The organism is Novosphingobium percolationis (assembly GCF_020179425.1).
GTDB lineage: Bacteria > Pseudomonadota > Alphaproteobacteria > Sphingomonadales > Sphingomonadaceae > Novosphingobium > Novosphingobium percolationis.
This window is the reverse complement of the sequence record NZ_JAILYM010000007.1, coordinates 216,657-230,708: the sequence shown is the minus strand read 5'-3', so window position 1 is coordinate 230,708 and position 14,052 is coordinate 216,657. Positions and strand designations below refer to the sequence as shown.

The 14,052-nt window shown below is 67.7% G+C and carries 17 protein-coding genes; 8 read left to right on the top strand and 9 right to left on the bottom strand.

Translation table 11 applies throughout. The features are described from left to right. The coding region (locus K3A84_RS17710; RefSeq protein WP_318248329.1) for an oxidoreductase C-terminal domain-containing protein at positions 1–130 on the top strand (130 nt) is incomplete at its 5' end. Here K3A84_RS17710 and queG read toward each other — a convergent pair. Beyond that, positions 114–1,178, bottom strand: coding sequence for a tRNA epoxyqueuosine(34) reductase QueG (gene queG / locus K3A84_RS17705; RefSeq protein ID WP_225010804.1), 1,065 nt, complete (start codon positions 1,176–1,178; stop codon positions 114–116). The genes K3A84_RS17710 and queG overlap by 17 nt on opposite strands. 46 nt (positions 1,179–1,224) lie before the next feature. Between queG and K3A84_RS17700 the strand changes: the two genes are divergently transcribed. The 5 genes from K3A84_RS17700 to K3A84_RS17680 all read left to right on the top strand — a co-directional run bounded on the left by K3A84_RS17700 (position 1,225) and on the right by K3A84_RS17680 (position 6,580). Continuing rightward, positions 1,225–2,256: an ABC transporter ATP-binding protein gene (locus tag K3A84_RS17700; protein ID WP_404823177.1), complete on the top strand. Its 1,032-nt coding sequence runs from the start codon at positions 1,225–1,227 to the stop codon at positions 2,254–2,256. After that, positions 2,246–3,466, top strand: a complete 1,221-nt coding sequence (locus K3A84_RS17695) for an ABC transporter permease (RefSeq protein WP_225010803.1) — start codon at positions 2,246–2,248, stop codon at positions 3,464–3,466. Before K3A84_RS17700 ends, K3A84_RS17695 begins: the two co-directional genes overlap by 11 nt. Positions 3,467–3,546: 80 nt before the next feature. Further along, positions 3,547–4,881: a cytochrome P450 gene (locus K3A84_RS17690; RefSeq protein ID WP_225010802.1), complete on the top strand. Its 1,335-nt coding sequence runs from the start codon at positions 3,547–3,549 to the stop codon at positions 4,879–4,881. Positions 4,882–5,057: 176 nt separating this feature from the next. Beyond that, on the top strand, positions 5,058–5,555 hold the full coding sequence (msrB, locus tag K3A84_RS17685) for a peptide-methionine (R)-S-oxide reductase MsrB (RefSeq protein WP_225010801.1): 498 nt from the start codon (positions 5,058–5,060) through the stop codon (positions 5,553–5,555). A gap of 44 nt (positions 5,556–5,599) precedes the next feature. Then, positions 5,600–6,580, top strand: coding sequence for an esterase-like activity of phytase family protein (locus K3A84_RS17680; RefSeq protein WP_225010800.1), 981 nt, complete (start codon positions 5,600–5,602; stop codon positions 6,578–6,580). A gap of 55 nt (positions 6,581–6,635) precedes the next feature. Here the strand turns inward: K3A84_RS17680 and rpmB are convergent, their stop codons facing one another. Then, entirely contained in the window at positions 6,636–6,923 is a 288-nt protein-coding gene (rpmB, locus tag K3A84_RS17675) for a 50S ribosomal protein L28 (RefSeq protein ID WP_225010799.1), read from the bottom strand. Between the two features lie 133 nt (positions 6,924–7,056). Here rpmB and K3A84_RS17670 point away from each other — a divergent pair, with 133 nt between their 5' ends. Beyond that, positions 7,057–7,512: a nucleoside deaminase gene (locus tag K3A84_RS17670; RefSeq protein WP_225010798.1), complete on the top strand. Its 456-nt coding sequence runs from the start codon at positions 7,057–7,059 to the stop codon at positions 7,510–7,512. On the opposite strand, the gene K3A84_RS17665 is transcribed toward K3A84_RS17670, so the two are convergent. The 5 genes from K3A84_RS17665 to K3A84_RS17645 form a co-directional block, all read right to left on the bottom strand. After that, the gene (locus K3A84_RS17665) at positions 7,496–8,200 is read right to left on the bottom strand and encodes a ribonuclease T2 (protein WP_225010797.1); all 705 of its coding nucleotides are present in this window, start codon (positions 8,198–8,200) and stop codon (positions 7,496–7,498) included. The two genes, K3A84_RS17670 and K3A84_RS17665, sit on opposite strands and share 17 nt — an antisense overlap. Then, positions 8,182–8,565, bottom strand: coding sequence for a hypothetical protein (locus K3A84_RS17660; protein WP_225010796.1), 384 nt, complete (start codon positions 8,563–8,565; stop codon positions 8,182–8,184). Before K3A84_RS17660 ends, K3A84_RS17665 begins: the two co-directional genes overlap by 19 nt. Further along, positions 8,565–9,440, bottom strand: coding sequence for a carboxylating nicotinate-nucleotide diphosphorylase (nadC, locus tag K3A84_RS17655; RefSeq protein ID WP_225010795.1), 876 nt, complete (start codon positions 9,438–9,440; stop codon positions 8,565–8,567). Before nadC ends, K3A84_RS17660 begins: the two co-directional genes overlap by 1 nt. Before the next feature lie 194 nt (positions 9,441–9,634). Further along, a complete protein-coding gene (locus K3A84_RS17650; protein ID WP_225010794.1) occupies positions 9,635–10,432 on the bottom strand; it encodes a LytR/AlgR family response regulator transcription factor in 798 nt (265 codons plus the stop codon). 69 nt (positions 10,433–10,501) lie between these two features. Next, entirely contained in the window at positions 10,502–11,695 is a 1,194-nt protein-coding gene (locus K3A84_RS17645; protein ID WP_225010793.1) for a sensor histidine kinase, read from the bottom strand. 84 nt (positions 11,696–11,779) lie between these two features. Between K3A84_RS17645 and K3A84_RS17640 the strand changes: the two genes are divergently transcribed. Next, positions 11,780–12,382, top strand: a complete 603-nt coding sequence (locus K3A84_RS17640; RefSeq protein WP_225010792.1) for an HD domain-containing protein — start codon at positions 11,780–11,782, stop codon at positions 12,380–12,382. Between the two features lie 19 nt (positions 12,383–12,401). Here K3A84_RS17640 and K3A84_RS17635 read toward each other — a convergent pair whose 3' ends face one another. Both K3A84_RS17635 and K3A84_RS17630 read right to left on the bottom strand, forming a co-directional pair. After that, positions 12,402–13,328: a PDZ domain-containing protein gene (locus K3A84_RS17635; RefSeq protein WP_225010791.1), complete on the bottom strand. Its 927-nt coding sequence runs from the start codon at positions 13,326–13,328 to the stop codon at positions 12,402–12,404. Continuing rightward, positions 13,309–14,049, bottom strand: coding sequence for a DsbA family protein (locus K3A84_RS17630; RefSeq protein ID WP_225010790.1), 741 nt, complete (start codon positions 14,047–14,049; stop codon positions 13,309–13,311). Before K3A84_RS17630 ends, K3A84_RS17635 begins: the two co-directional genes overlap by 20 nt. Between the last annotated feature and the right edge of the window lie 3 nt (positions 14,050–14,052).

The following is a 14,052-nucleotide window of genomic DNA, read 5'->3' as shown; positions in this document are numbered from 1 at the left end:
GGTCATCGCGCTCGACTGCGTCAACATGGTCAAGGACTATGTGCAGGGCAAGAAGCTGGTCGAAACCCGCGCGCAAGTCCCGCCCGAAAAGCTCGCCGATGCAGGCGTGCCGCTCAAGGAAATGGTGTAATCGGATCGAGGCGGCGCAGCGCCCACCGCGCCGCCTCCGCCACCACCGGGTCGGCATCGCCCAGCAGCCTGGCGACCGGCCCGATCAGCGCCTTGTCGCCGCTGTTGCCCGCCGCATAGAGGCAATTGCGCACCATCCGGTCGCGCCCGATGCGCTTGATCGGCGATCCTGAAAACACCGCCCGGAAGGTGGCATCGTCCAGCGCCAGCAGCTCGGCAAGTCTCGGCGCGACCAGTTCTGCGCGGGGCAGGTAGGCACGGTTCGCCTGCGCAGCTTGCGCAAAGCGGTTCCACGGACAGACGGCGAGGCAATCGTCGCAGCCATAGATGCGATTGCCCAATCCTTCGCGCAGGTCTTCGGGCACCGGCCCCTTGTGCTCGATGGTCAGGTAGGAAACGCAGCGCCGCGCATCCAGCTTGTAAGGGGCAGGGAAGGCCCCGGTCGGGCAGGCGTCCTGGCAGGCCTGGCACGATCCGCAGCGGTCGGCGTGCGGCTGGTCCACCGGCAGGTCGAGCGTGGTGAACACCGCGCCGAGGAACAGCCAGCTGCCGTGGGTGCGGCTGACCATGTTGGTGTGCTTGCCCTGCCAGCCGAGGCCCGCCGCCTGTCCCAGCGGCTTTTCCATCACCGGCGCGGTATCGACGAAGACCTTGACCTGCGCGCCCGGCACCTCGGCCACCAGCCAGCGCGCCAGCGCCTTCAACGCGCGCTTGACCACGTCGTGATAGTCCGCGCCTTGCGCATAGACGGATATGCGGCCCCGCTCGGGCGTGCCCGCCAGCGTTAGCGGATCGTGCGCCGGGGCATAGCTCATGCCCAGCGCGATCACGCTTTTGGCTTCGGACCACAGCGATTGCGGCCCGCGCCGGTGATGGAGCCGCGTCTCCATCCACTCCATCGACCCATGCGCGCCTTCGCCCAGCCAGCGTTCGAGCCGCTCTGCGCGCAAGCGATCGTCGGCGGCAGGCGCGATGCCGCACGACGCGAAGCCGAGCCGTTCGGCCTCCGCCTTGATCCGATCGACAAGTGCTGCGCCCTCGTTAACCAAGCTTGCTGCCTCGCTCGTTCATGGACTAGGGTTAACGCCGCAGGTCATGAAGATGCAGCTAGGGGAATGGCCGGTGTCGGGCAATGTCGTCGATGCCGGAGGCGCTGAACTGGCGATCGAAGCAAAGGGGCTGGTCAAGCGGTTCGACGGCTTCACCGCTGTCGATGGCGTCGACATCGCGGTGCCCAAGGGCGCGATCTACGGCATTCTCGGCCCCAATGGCGCGGGCAAGACCACGACTTTGCGGATGCTGCTGGGGATCATCGACCCCGATTCGGGCACGCGCCGCGTCCTTGGCTGCGAACGCCCGACCGACGTGGCCCGCCGCATCGGCTACCTGCCCGAAGAGCGCGGGCTTTATCCGGCCATGAAAGCGGTGGACGCCATCGCGTTCCTGGGCGCGCTGCGCGGGGTGCCGCTGAAGGAAGGGCGGCGCAAAGGGCGCGAACTGCTCGAAACGCATGGCCTCGGCTATGCTGCCGACCGCCAGATCCGCCAGCTGTCCAAGGGCATGGCGCAGCAGGTGCAACTGCTCGGCACGCTGGTCCACCAGCCCGACCTCGTGATCTTCGACGAGCCGTTTTCCGGGCTCGACGCGATCAACCAGGGCAAGCTCGAAGGCACGATCCGTGACCTCGCCGCGCGCGGGACGACGGTGATCTTTTCCACCCATGTCATCGCCCATGCCGAACGGCTGTGCGACCAGATCGCCATCATCGCCGGCGGCAAGGTGCCTTTTGCCGGTCCGGTCGATGAAGCGCGCGACCGGCTGCGCCCGCAGGTGCGGCTGGAAACGCGCGCGCAGCAAGGGCCATGGCGCGCCGCCTTGCCGCCCGAGGCGCGCCATGAGGGCGCGTTCTGGCATTTCACCTTGCCCGAAACCGGAATCGAGCCGCTGCTGCGCGCGCTGATCGAGGGTGAGGCTGGCATTCTCAGCCTGTCGATCGAGCGCGCAGGTCTGCACGATGCCTTCGTCGCGATCGCGGGCGAGGCGGCGGCCCGGGCCTTGCAGGATAGCGAAGCGGCGCCAACCCACACGAAAGGGCCGAAGCAAAGGGAGGCCGCTGATGTTCGCTGAAAAGCTGCGCGCCGCCTTCGTCGTCGCCCGCCGCGATTTCGTGGCGGTGATCTTTTCCAAGACCTTCATCTTCTTCCTGGCAGGACCGTTGTTCCCGCTGGTGGTGGGGGCGATGGCGGGCTCGATCGGAGCGCAGGTCCAGCAGGATCTCGACAACCCCACCGTGGGCGTCGCCATGCCCGCGCACCAGGGCGACCGGCTGATCCGCGCGCGCGATGCCATGGCCGACCGCATGGCAGGTCCCGTGCCGTCGTTCGTGGTGCTGGAGCGCCTGCGCGACGGCGAAACCTTCGATGCGCGGGGTGCGCTGGCGAAAGGCAGCGGCGTGGCGGCAGTCATCACGGGCACGCTCGATGCGCCGGTGCTGACGGGGACGGCAGAGCGGCTGGGATCGTGGCAGGGCATGGTCTCGACCTTCGCCGCGCGCGCGCGTTCGGCCAGTCCTGCGTCCTTTCCCGACGTGCGGAGCGAGGTCGTGACCACCAGCGTGGCGCAGCAGCGCAACCAGCAGGTACTGACCGCGCAGGCCGGGCAGGTGCTGCTGTTCCTGTTGACGATGCTGCTGGCCGGCATGGTGCTGTCCAATCTGGTCGAGGAAAAGGGCAACAAGATCATCGAGGTGCTCGCCGCCGCGATCCCCATGGACGCGCTGTTCCTGGGCAAGCTGTTCGCCATGCTGGCGGTCAGCCTTGTCGGCATCGCGGTGTGGGGGACGGGCTACGGCGTGCTGGTGGTGGCAGGCGCGCGGGCGATGCCGGTGCTGGCGGCGCCCGCGGTGGGCTGGCCGCTGTTCCTTGGGCTCGGCTTCCTCTATTTCGCCATGGCCTACCTGCTGCTCGGCTCGCTGTTCCTCTCGATCGGCGGCATGGCCAGCACCGTGCGCGAAGTGCAGACGCTGTCGATGCCCATCACGATGATGCAGCTGATGGTGTTCTTCTTCGCCAGCTATGCGCTGGCGCGCCCCGGCACTTGGATCGAGACGGCGGCGATCGTGTTCCCGGTCAGCTCGCCCTTTGCCATGCTGGCGCAGGCCGCGCAGAAGCCCGCGCTATGGCCGCATCTGCTGGCGCTCGGCTGGCAGGCGGCGTGGGTGCTGCTGATCGTGCGGATGGGGGCGGGGCTGTTCCGCCGCACCGTGTTGAAATCGGGTGCTGGCGGCGCGCCCCGACGGCGCGGCCTGCAGGCAGTGCTGCGCCGTCGCCCTGCTTAATTGACATCAGTGTAGGTTGCAGGAATAGTACGCTCAAGAGCGGACTCGGGTCTCACGAGTCGCCTAACGAGAGGATCCCCATGGCCACCCAACTCGCGCCCGAGGCTGCCTTCACCTATCGTCGGTCCCCGACCGCTACCGACGCCTTCGAGGCGTGGCTCCGCGACAATCCGCAGGCGATCCCGGCGCACACGCAAGCCTGGGACGTCAGCCGTTCCGACATCTACGTCAACGATACGTGGGGGCCGATCTTCCGCGAAATGCGCGAGAAGGCGCCGGTCAACAAGATCGTCGGCAGCCCCTATGGCGATTACTGGAACGTGGTCAGCCATCAGGCGATCAGCCATGTCGAGGCGCTGCCCGAGCTGTTCTCGTCCTCGTGGCGGCATGGCGGCATCACCATCGGTGATCCGCCGGCCGACATCGATCCGGACGTGCTGGCCGAACGCCAGCTGCCGATGTTCATCGCGATGGACCGGCCCGAACACACCGGCCAGCGCCGCACCGTGGCCCCGGCCTTCACGCCTGCCAAGATCGTCGAGATGGAGGCCGAGATTCGTCGCCGGACCGCCTCGGTGCTCGATTCGCTGCCGATCGGCGAACGCTTCGACTGGGTGGACAAGGTCTCGATCGAGCTGACCACGGGCATGCTCGCCATCCTGTTCGGTTTCCCGTGGGAGGACCGCCGACTGCTGACGTTCTGGTCGGACTGGGCGGGCGATGTCGAGCTGACGCTGGCGCGCGAGCTGGCCGACGAGCGCCACGCGATCCTGATGGAGATGGCGCACTATTTCCAGCGGCTGTGGATGGAGCGGACGGGCGCGGCCCCGTCGCCCGATCTCATCTCGATGATGATCCATTCCGAGTCGATGAGCCACATGAGCCCGCAGGAGTTCATGGGCAATCTGGTGCTGTTGATCGTGGGCGGCAACGATACCACCCGCAACACCATGTCGGGCATCGTCCACGCGCTACACACCTTCCCCGACCAGCGCGCGATCCTGGAGGCCGACGCTTCGGTGATTCCCAACGCGGTGCAGGAATGCATCCGCTTCGTGACCCCGCTCGCGCACATGCGCCGCACCGCCACCGCCGATACCGAGCTGTTCGGGCAGGAGATCAAGGCGGGCGACAAGATCGCCATGTGGTACATTTCGGCCAACCGTGACGAAGCGGTGTTCGCCAATCCCGACAAGCTGCTGGTCGAGCGCGAGAACGCGCGGCGGCACCTGGCGTTCGGCTATGGCATCCACCGCTGCGTCGGGGCGCGTCTGGCCGAACTGCAACTGCGCGTGCTGCTCGAAGAGATGCGCGAACGCCGCCTGCGCGTCCACGTGACGGGCGCGGTGCAGCGCGTGCGCGCCAACTTCGTCCATGGCTTCCGCAAGCTCGAAGTCGAGGTCGAGCGGTATTGAATCCGAAGGGCGCGCGATGCCGGTCATCGCGCGTTCAGGGACGAATCGGTAATCGAAGACCGTCCCGCTGCGGGTTGCCCCCATACCCCTCTCCTGCTGCCGGACCTCAATCGAACCGGAGGCGAGCCTTCCAGCCCCTCTCGCCTCCGGTCTCGGTTCTCTTCAGGTGCAGAGCGATGCCCGAGACCCTCCCCATTTCCCGTCGCCGCATGGTCGGCGGCATGCTGGCCGTTTCCACCATGGCGCTGGCGAGCGGGTGCTATGCGGCCCCGGCGGCGCAAGGCACCTTCCCGGTGCGCTTCACTGACGCCGAGTGGCGCAAGCGGCTGACGGCGGAGCAATACTACATCCTGCGCCAGGCCGGGACCGAGCGGCCCTTTACCTCGCCGCTGCTGAACGAGCATCGCAAGGGCACGTTCGTCTGCGCCGCCGATGGCAACGCGCTGTTCTCGTCCGTCACCAAGTTCGACAGTGGCACAGGCTGGCCCAGCTTCTGGAAGCCGCTGCCGGGCGCGGTGGCGACGACCATTGACCGCTCGTTCGGGATGACCCGCACCGAAGTCCACTGCACGCGCTGCGGCGGGCATCTGGGCCACGTCTTCGACGATGGGCCCAGGCCAACCGGCGTGCGCTATTGCATGAACGGCGACGCGCTGCTGTTCCGGCCCGCCTGACGCGCTTTCCCCCGGCCTTGCGGCGTGGCATGGCGCGCAAGGACATGCGTTTCGTCAAGATCTCCCTGCTCGCGCTGCTGCTGGCGACGAACGGCATGCGCGACAGCGTCCGTGCGCCCGCTCCACCGGACAAGGCGGTAGTATTCGACGATCTGATGCGCGGGCCACGCGCGATCGACATCGGGGAACATCTCGCAATCGCCGGGGCTTGGGCCCTGCGCGGCGGGGATGGCAGCCTCGGCAACTATTCCGCGCTGGTGGCGCTGCCCGATGGGCGGTTGCTGACGTTCAGCGATCGCAACGCCTGGCTTGCCTTCTCGCCGCCAGAGCGCGCCGCGCGGCCCGCTGTGGTGTTTGGCAGGCCCTATCCCCCCGTGTGGCGGCTGCAGCGGCAGTCGTCGGATGTCGAAAGTGCCACGCGCGTGCCCGCGACGGGCGAAATCCTCGTGGGGTGCGAGGGGACAGGCAGCCTCTCGCTGTTCCGGGCGGACCTTGCCGCCTTTCGCCGGATCCGCGTACCCGCACTGGCCGAATGGTCGGTCAACCAGGGGCCCGAGGCGATGCGCCTGCTGGACGACGGGCGGCTGGTGATCGTGGGCGAGGGTCACGCCAATACGTTCGACCGGCGGCACTATCCCGGCCTGCTGTTTTCGGGCGTCCCGCGCAATGGCGCGGCGCCCCGGCGATTCGTGCTGGAAATGCCCGAAGGGTTCCGTCCGACCGAGCTCGCGCAATTGCCCGATGGGCGCGTGCTGGTGCTGGGGCGCAAGTTCACGCTGGCGGGCTTTCGCAGCGTGATCGTCACCGCCGATCCGCGCGCATTCAGGCCCGGCGCCACGGTGCGGACGCACGAAATCGCGCGGATCGAAGACCCGCGCGTAAGGGACAACTACGAGGGGATGACGGTGACGCGCGACGGAGACGGCCAAGTGGCCGTTTGGCTCGTCTCGGACAGCAACGCCATGGTCTGGCTGCAGCGAACAATTCTGCTCAAGCTGCGCTTCCGTTCCGGCGAGGTCGGCTGAGCCTTACCCGGAAACGGAAAAGGCCGACGCGCGAAGCGCCGGCCTTTTATCCGAATCAGGCGGCAGCAGCAGCCTTGGCCAGCTCGCGCTTCACCTTGAGGGCGCGCGGGCTGAGCTTGGCGTCCGACTGCTTGAGCAGCCAGTTGTCGAGACCGCCGTTGTGCTCGACCGAGCGCAGGCCGTGGGTCGACACGCGGAACTTGAAGCTGCGATCCAGCTTTTCCGACATCAGCGTCACGTTCTGCAGGTTGGGCAGGAACAGGCGCTTGGTCTTGTTGTTGGCGTGGCTTACGTTGTGACCGACTTGGCGGCCCTTACCGGTCAGTTCGCAGATACGCGACATGGCTAAACTCGCTTCGTGTGTTCGATAAACCTATCGGGAAGGCGCGGCTCTTATCGATTCAGAGGCCGAAGTCAAGGATTCGCGAGGGCGCTTGTCGTTGCGTCGGCCCGTACGGGCGGCTAGCCCCGGCACGATGACCCGCTGGCCCCTTCCCGAACCGATGCAAGCCGCGCTGGCACAGGCGCACCGCGCCGCCGATGCGGGCGAAGTGCCGATCGGCGCGGTGATCGTCAAGGACGGACAGGTCGTCGCCATGGCCCACAACGCGCCGCGAGCGACGTGCGACCCCACGGCCCATGCCGAAGTCCTGGTGATTCGCGCGGCAGCCCGCGCGCTCGGGGCCGAGCGGCTCGATGGGTGCGACCTGTGGGTCACGCTGGAACCTTGCGCGATGTGCGCGGGCGCGATCGTCCACGCGCGGATCGCGCGGGTCTACTACGCCGCCTCCGACCCCAAGGGCGGCGCGGTGGAGCACGGGCCGCGGGTATTCGATCAGCCCACCTGCCTGCACCGGCCCGAAGTCTACACCGGACTGGGCGAGGCCGAGGCGGCGGGCCTGCTGCGCGATTTCTTCAGGGCGCGGCGATAGTCAGCGCAGTGGCGTCGGCGGGGCCGTCGCGGCCTGCAGGGCAAGCGGCGTAGCGGCGCGCGCGCGACAGGCACAGGTGCACTTCGCGCAAGGTGCCGTCGCGGCCCGTCAGCAGGCGGATGCTCCGCGTCGTCAGGCCGGGATTCAGGGCAACGAAGGCGCGGCGCAAGTCGCCCGCCGTCAAGGCGCGGCGCGTGGCGAGCGCGGTCATGTCGGGCAGGCGCACCTGACGCCAGAGCCGCGCCGCCGCGCCGAAGTAGGCTTGCGGCGTGCGGCTCATGCAACTGCCGTGCTTGGCCCATTCGTGCGCGATCAGATCGGGGCTGGGCGTCATGCACAGGTGACGACGCACGGTGGCCGGATCGGGCCGCAGGCGCGTGGGGCACCATTGCGGCCAGTCGCGCCCGCGACCTTCGGGCCAGAGGCCGTGGAGGATGAAGCCGAAGCGTCCCGAACATTGCAGGGCCTCGCGCGGGTCCGGCCCATGGCTGCGGCAGAACGCGGGCGACCAGCTGAGCGCCAGCGTGTAGTCCGCGATCGGGATCTGCCGCACGGGGCCGTCGGGCACGACCGGGGCCGGCGACGCGATTGTCGCGGGCAGGCGGCACGATTGCGCCTGCGCCGCAGCGGGCGCGGCCAGCGCGAGCAGCAGCGCCGGGCCGCGCGCCATCAGCGGCGTGCGAGCCATTCCCCCGTTTCGCGCCGGAACAGGAAGACCAGCGCGGCGACTTCGATCGACAGCGCGGCGAGGCTCAATAGCGCGAACACGGGGCTGATCGTCTTGGCCAGCGTGGGGATACCCGCGATGCCGATCAGGTCGAGCACGGCCAGCGCCGCCACGAACCAGCGGGCAAGGCCCATGCGTCCGCGCGAGACGACCAGCGCAAGGCCGGTCGAGACGGCGGCGTTGGCGAAGGCGCCCATCATGATCGTGGGCGGCGCGGCCTGGCTGAACGCGGCGAGCGCGCCCATGAACGCGGCCACGCTGCCGAGCCGCAGTGCCTGACCTGCAAGGAACAGGCGTTCAAACCAGGTGACCGACTGGGGACGCATCAGGCGGCACCTTCCATGGGGGTGAAATCGAGCCCGATGTCGGCGGCAGGCGCCGACTGGGTCAGCCGTCCGACCGAAACATAGTCCACGCCGCTCGCGGCGATTGCGGCGATGGTATCCAGCCTGACCCCGCCCGAGGCTTCACACGGAACGCGGCCTGCGACCACGGCCAGCGCCTGACGCAAGGTGTCCGGCCCCATGTTGTCGAGCAGCAGGCGCGTGGCCCCGGCGGCGAGCGCGGGCTCGATCTGCTCGATGTGGTCGACTTCGCAGATCACGTCGGTCACGCCAGCGGCGAGCGCGCGGGCGACCGCCTCGGCGACACCGCCTGCGACCAGCACGTGGTTGTCCTTGATCATCGCGGCGTCCCACAGCCCCATGCGATGGTTGTGCCCGCCGCCGGTGCGCACCGCGTACTTTTCGAGGTGACGCAGGCCGGGAATGGTCTTGCGCGTATCGAGCAGCTTTGCCTTCGTTTCCCCCATGGCATCGACGTAGGTGCGCGTCAGCGTCGCCACGCCCGAAAGGTGCTGCACGGTGTTGAGTGCGCTGCGCTCGGCCGTGAGCATCGCGCGGGCATTGCCGACGAGGCGCATGAGGTCGGTGCCGGGCGCGACCTGTGCGCCTTCATCGACAAGGATCTCGATCGCCATGGCCGGATCGAGCGCGCGGAAGAACGCAGCGGCGATGGGCAGCCCGCAGACCGTGATCGCGTCGCGGCTGTCCATGACGCCCGAAAACAGGGCGTCCTGCGGGATCACGCTGTCGCTGGTGACGTCGTGCCCGCCGCCGGGCAGGCCCTGTCCGAGATCTTCGGCCAGCGTGGAAGCGACGAAGGCGTCGATGTCGAAGCCGGGGATGGTGAAAGTGCTCATGGGCTGAGCACTATCCGCCCCGGCGAGGCCTGTCGAGGCGGCGGCGATGCTCCGACCGTTAGGTGAGGAAATCCGTTTCTCGCGGCGACGCAGAGGAGAAGGAAGGGCGCAGAGATGAGGCACAACGCCTCTGCGCTCGCTTGATCCCCGGCGTCTCTGCGAGAAACCGCACTACAGCGGCCGTGCCGCGACGTTCAATGGACGAAGCGCGCCACCACGTCGCGGTACGAGCGCGAGACCTTCACTTCCGCGCCCGATTCCAGCACGAGGAAGCATTCGCCGTTGGTGTGCGGGCGCACCTGCCGGACCTGATCCAGATTGACGATCTTCGAGCGGTGCACCCGCTGGAACACGCGCGGATCGAGCCGGCGTTCGAGATCCTTCATCGTTTCGCGCAGGATCAGCGAATTGTCGCCGGTGTAGATGCACATGTAGTCGCCCGCCGCCTCGATCCGTTCGATCGAATCGACGTCGACGCGGAAGATCTGGCCGCGATCCTTGATGTTGATGAGCTTTTCGAAGCGACCGGCAGCCGGTTCGCCGTCCTCGACCATCTCGGGCATTGCGTCGGGCGCGACTTCGGCGAGCACGTTCTTGAGCTTCTCGGCCTCCTCCAGCCCACGCTTTTCGGCCAGGCGGGTGCGCGCGCGGTCGAGCGCGTCGGCGAGACGGTCCTCCTCGACGGGCTTGAGCAGGTAGTCGACGGCGTTGGCCTCGAACGCCTTGATCGCGTGTTCGGAGTATGCGGTGACGAAGACGAACAGCGGCGGGTCGATCTCCATCACGCCCTTGACCACCGAGAACCCGTCGAAGCCGGGCATCTGGATGTCGCAGAATACGAGGTCGGGCTTTTCCGTCTTGATCTTGCGGATCGCCTCGCGCCCGTTCGAGCAGGTGTCGATCACCTCGACGTCGGGGAAGGCCTGGAGGCGGAGCTGGAGGCCCTGGATGGCGAGCTTCTCGTCGTCGACGAGGATCGTACGGATGGTCATGCGCTACCCTTGTTGTGCTTGAGGCAACCGCGACAAGAATGCGTCCCGGGCATTAAGTTCCCGATCGGTTCAATTTACAGCGAGCCGGGCCGACGCGGGCCTTGTACCGACCGCCACCGGAGCCTGTTCGCGCGCTTCGAACGGCAATTCGAGCGTTACCATGAATCCGCCTTCGGGGCGGTTGGCGATTTCGAAGCGCTGGTTCTCGCCATAGGCCTGGGCCAGCCGGTCGCGGATATTGGCAAGGCCAACTCCGGTCGAGACGTGTCCCGACCCAAGGCCCGACACGGTTGTTTCGCTGCTGTCGCTGGTCACGCCGATCAGCTTCGTCGGGTCAGTGCCCGCTGGCAAGCCCGGTCCGGTATCGGACACGGTAACGCGAAGCATCGAGCCGACGAGTTGCGTGGCGATGGTGATTTCGGCCCCGTATTCCAGCGGCCCGACCGCGTACTTGATCGCATTTTCGACCAGTGGCTGGAGCAGCAGCGAGGGCATCAGCGCGGCCTTGGTGTCCTCGTCGATGCGGAACTCGGTGCGCAGGCGCTCCTCGAAGCGCATCCGCTCGATGTCGAGGTAGAGCTTCAGTGTCTCCACTTCCTGCGCCACGGTCACGCGCGCGGTGGGCTCGTTCACCAGCGTATAGCGCAGGAACGAGGACAGGCGGCTGAGCATGGCGTTGGCGGGCTCGGTCTGCTTGAGCAGCACCAGCGTCGAGATCGAGTTCAGCGTGTTGAACAGGAAGTGCGGGTTGAGCTGATAGCGTAGCATGGCGAGCTGCGCGCTCGTGGCCTGGTTCTCCAGCCGCATCAGCTGGTCGTTCTGTTCTTCGACCTGGATGTAGAAATTGATCGCGTAATAGAGCGCCGACCATGCCCCTAGCAGCGTCAGGTCGAGGTAGAACACGCCCAGGAACAGCTGCGCGAAGCCCGCATCGCTGTTGGTGCGATAGAGGCTGATCACCCACGAATCGATGAAGGCATAGAGGCCCACCGCTATCGCCAGCACCACCGCCGTCACGCCCCAGGTGATCAGCGGTCGCCGGTTGATCAGCGCGCGGTAGATCACCGACAGGATCAGCGAGATCGAAAAGCCGGTGATCGTGGCGATCAGCACGATGATCAGGAACGACCAGGGCTGGGCGTTGGCGATGCTCGACAGCGCGCGCAGCAGCATCGCGCCGCCCCAGCCGAGGAATTGCAGGCGCCAGAAGGCGCGGTTCTTGTTGCCGAAGAACGGCGTAGGGGTCAGCGGCAGCACGGCCATCGACCTATCCTAGCGCCAAGCCGGGCATTGCGCAAAGCCTGCAAAGGCGTAGCCTGCCCGGCAAAACAACACAGGTGGAGATGGATGATGGGCCACGAGTCGCTCGCAGCCGTGGAGGAACGTGCGAAATTCCATGCGATGGAGGAGGGCACGAAGGAGGATTGGGCGATCATCGCGCGCGATTACAACGCCTTCGCCACCGGCCTTGCCGATCGCGTGCTGGCCCACCTGAAGCTGCTCGACGGCGATTTCGGTGGCTTTCCCGTCGACCGGCTGACCCACAGCCTGCAATGCGCCACGCGCGCGCATCGCGACGGGCGCGGCGAGACTTACGTGGCGATGGCGCTGCTGCACGATATCGGCGACACGCTTGGCACCTACAACCATCCCGAGGTTGCAGCCGCGATCCTCAAGCCCTTCGTGACCGAGGAGGAACACTGGATCTGCCAGAACCACGGCGCGTTCCAGGGGTACTACTACTTCCACTTCCTCGGCATGGACCGGAACCTGCGCGACAAGTTCCGCGATCATCCGTTCTACGCGGCCTGCGCGGAGTTCTGCGCCAGGTACGACCAGTCGGCGTTCGATCCGGATTATGACACGCTGCCGCTATCGTTCTTCGAGCCGATCCTTCGGCGTGTGATGGAAATGCCGCTCAGCCGGAGGCCACTGCCTGTTCCGGCCTGATGTCCAGGCCCTGAGCTTTTCAGGGCGCGACGTTGCGCTTGAAGCGCAGCGGCCAGTCCGCGTCGGGCGCGGCGGCGAGCGCGGCCAGCTCGGCATGGATATCGGCGGCGCGGGTACGCCAGCCACCGTGGCTTGAAGATCCGATCAGGAACTGCCGCCGCGCGATCACCGTGCGCATCAGCCGTTCCTCCGCCTCGGGCGGATAGCCCGCGTTGGCGAGCAGCCAGACTGCGAGCCGGTCGGCCTCGCGTTCGGTCTGGCGCACGACCGCGTTGGAGGATGCTGCTTCGAGCGTGGTCTGGTGGTCGAGCGCTGCGTGGGCCAGTTCGTGCGCGACGATGGCCGCCAGCAGCGCATCGTCACCTTTCGTCGTATTGTAGAGCCCGCGCCCGACGCGCACGTCGTCGCGGCTGGAACTGGCGTTGCCGCCACCGTCGTCCAGCAGGAAGCGCACGCGGCAGGCAGGCTCTCCGGTGATGGTGATGGTGCGCCCACCCGCGAGCGTCAGCGTAACCGCGCCCTTGTCGGCGACGGCCGTCTCCATGCGCGTCTGGAGGGCGAACAGGCGGGTCCAGCGGTCCTTGCCGGGCAGCGGCGGGCCCACCTCCTCGCCAGCGATGGCGACAATCGTGTCGTTGGCCTGCAGCCCCGCGCGGGCAGCCGGGCCATCGTCGGCGACGGCGCCGACCGCGATGTCGCCGGACAGGCCGTAGACGGCACGGGCGGCGGCGGGGTCTTCGAAAGTGCGCGCATCCTGCAACAGCAGGCCGATTCCCGGGGCCGCGCGCTTGCAGAAGCGGGCATTGGCGTGGGCGAGTTTCCAGCCGACCGACTGCACTTCGGCATCGGCCACTTGCAGACCGTCCACCGGGCGGGCCACCGATGGCGCGGCGGCCAATGCTAGCCCCAGCGCGGCCAGCCAGCGCTCAGCCCTTGCGCGCAGCATCGATGGCCTGTTGCAGACGGTCCTGCCCGACCGCGCCTGCGATCATGTCCTTGCCGATCACCCAAGCAGGGGTGCCGTTGACGCCCAACTGGCGCGCGAAGCCGAGGTTGCGCTCCAGCTCCTTGCTTACCTCGTCGCGCCCGGCGAAGGTCTGCGCTGCAGCCGGATCGACCCCGGCGGCGCGCGCGGCGGCGGCGATGCTCTCGGCGCTGGGGCGCGGCCCTGCGAACATTGCCTGATGAAAGGCGGCGTATTTCCCCTGCGCGGCTGCGGCGAGGCCCATGCGCGCGGCGGGCTCGCTTTCCGGCGCGATGATCGGCAGTTCCCGCACGACCACGCGCAGATCGGGATTGGCGCGGATCAGCGCGGCCACGTCCTCCACGCTCTTGCGGCAGTAGGTGCAGGCGAAGTCGGTGAATTCGACCAGCGTGACCTTGCCTGCCGGGTTGCCCAGCACTGCGCCGGGGAAGGGCGTTTCCAGCGCGCCGCGCATGGGGGCAAGCCGGGCCTGATTCTCGCGTGCCTGCAGCCGGTCCATCGCTTCGGGCAGGATTTCGGGGTGGTCGAGGATGTAGTCGCGCACCACGCCTTCGATCGCGGCGCGGTTGCTGCCGCCGATCGCAGCGGGTGTGCGAGCCTGCAGCCACCAACCTCCGGCGACGCCGAGAAGGGCTGCAGGCAGGGCGAAGACAAGCGCGGAGCGGAAGGCTGAGGTGGTCATGCG

What these genes read in the sequence shown, in the direction of transcription:
- K3A84_RS17695 (WP_225010803.1), top strand. Translation starts at nt 2,246, where the DNA reads ATGTTCGCTGAAAAGCTGCGCGCCGCCTTCGTCGTCGCCCGCCGCGAT.
- K3A84_RS17645 (WP_225010793.1), bottom strand. Translation starts at nt 11,695, where the DNA reads ATGGCCGTGCTGCCGCTGACCCCTACGCCGTTCTTCGGCAACAAGAAC.
- K3A84_RS17665 (WP_225010797.1), bottom strand. Translation starts at nt 8,200, where the DNA reads ATGGCTCGCACGCCGCTGATGGCGCGCGGCCCGGCGCTGCTGCTCGCG.
- K3A84_RS17650 (WP_225010794.1), bottom strand. Translation starts at nt 10,432, where the DNA reads ATGACCATCCGTACGATCCTCGTCGACGACGAGAAGCTCGCCATCCAG.
- K3A84_RS17660 (WP_225010796.1), bottom strand. Translation starts at nt 8,565, where the DNA reads ATGCGTCCCCAGTCGGTCACCTGGTTTGAACGCCTGTTCCTTGCAGGT.
- K3A84_RS17635 (WP_225010791.1), bottom strand. Translation starts at nt 13,328, where the DNA reads ATGCTGCGCGCAAGGGCTGAGCGCTGGCTGGCCGCGCTGGGGCTAGCA.
- K3A84_RS17700 (WP_404823177.1), top strand. Translation starts at nt 1,225, where the DNA reads ATGAAGATGCAGCTAGGGGAATGGCCGGTGTCGGGCAATGTCGTCGAT.
- msrB (WP_225010801.1), top strand. Translation starts at nt 5,058, where the DNA reads ATGCCCGAGACCCTCCCCATTTCCCGTCGCCGCATGGTCGGCGGCATG.
- K3A84_RS17630 (WP_225010790.1), bottom strand. Translation starts at nt 14,049, where the DNA reads ATGACCACCTCAGCCTTCCGCTCCGCGCTTGTCTTCGCCCTGCCTGCA.
- K3A84_RS17640 (WP_225010792.1), top strand. Translation starts at nt 11,780, where the DNA reads ATGATGGGCCACGAGTCGCTCGCAGCCGTGGAGGAACGTGCGAAATTC.
- nadC (WP_225010795.1), bottom strand. Translation starts at nt 9,440, where the DNA reads ATGAGCACTTTCACCATCCCCGGCTTCGACATCGACGCCTTCGTCGCT.
- K3A84_RS17680 (WP_225010800.1), top strand. Translation starts at nt 5,600, where the DNA reads ATGCGTTTCGTCAAGATCTCCCTGCTCGCGCTGCTGCTGGCGACGAAC.
- K3A84_RS17670 (WP_225010798.1), top strand. Translation starts at nt 7,057, where the DNA reads ATGACCCGCTGGCCCCTTCCCGAACCGATGCAAGCCGCGCTGGCACAG.
- rpmB (WP_225010799.1), bottom strand. Translation starts at nt 6,923, where the DNA reads ATGTCGCGTATCTGCGAACTGACCGGTAAGGGCCGCCAAGTCGGTCAC.
- K3A84_RS17690 (WP_225010802.1), top strand. Translation starts at nt 3,547, where the DNA reads ATGGCCACCCAACTCGCGCCCGAGGCTGCCTTCACCTATCGTCGGTCC.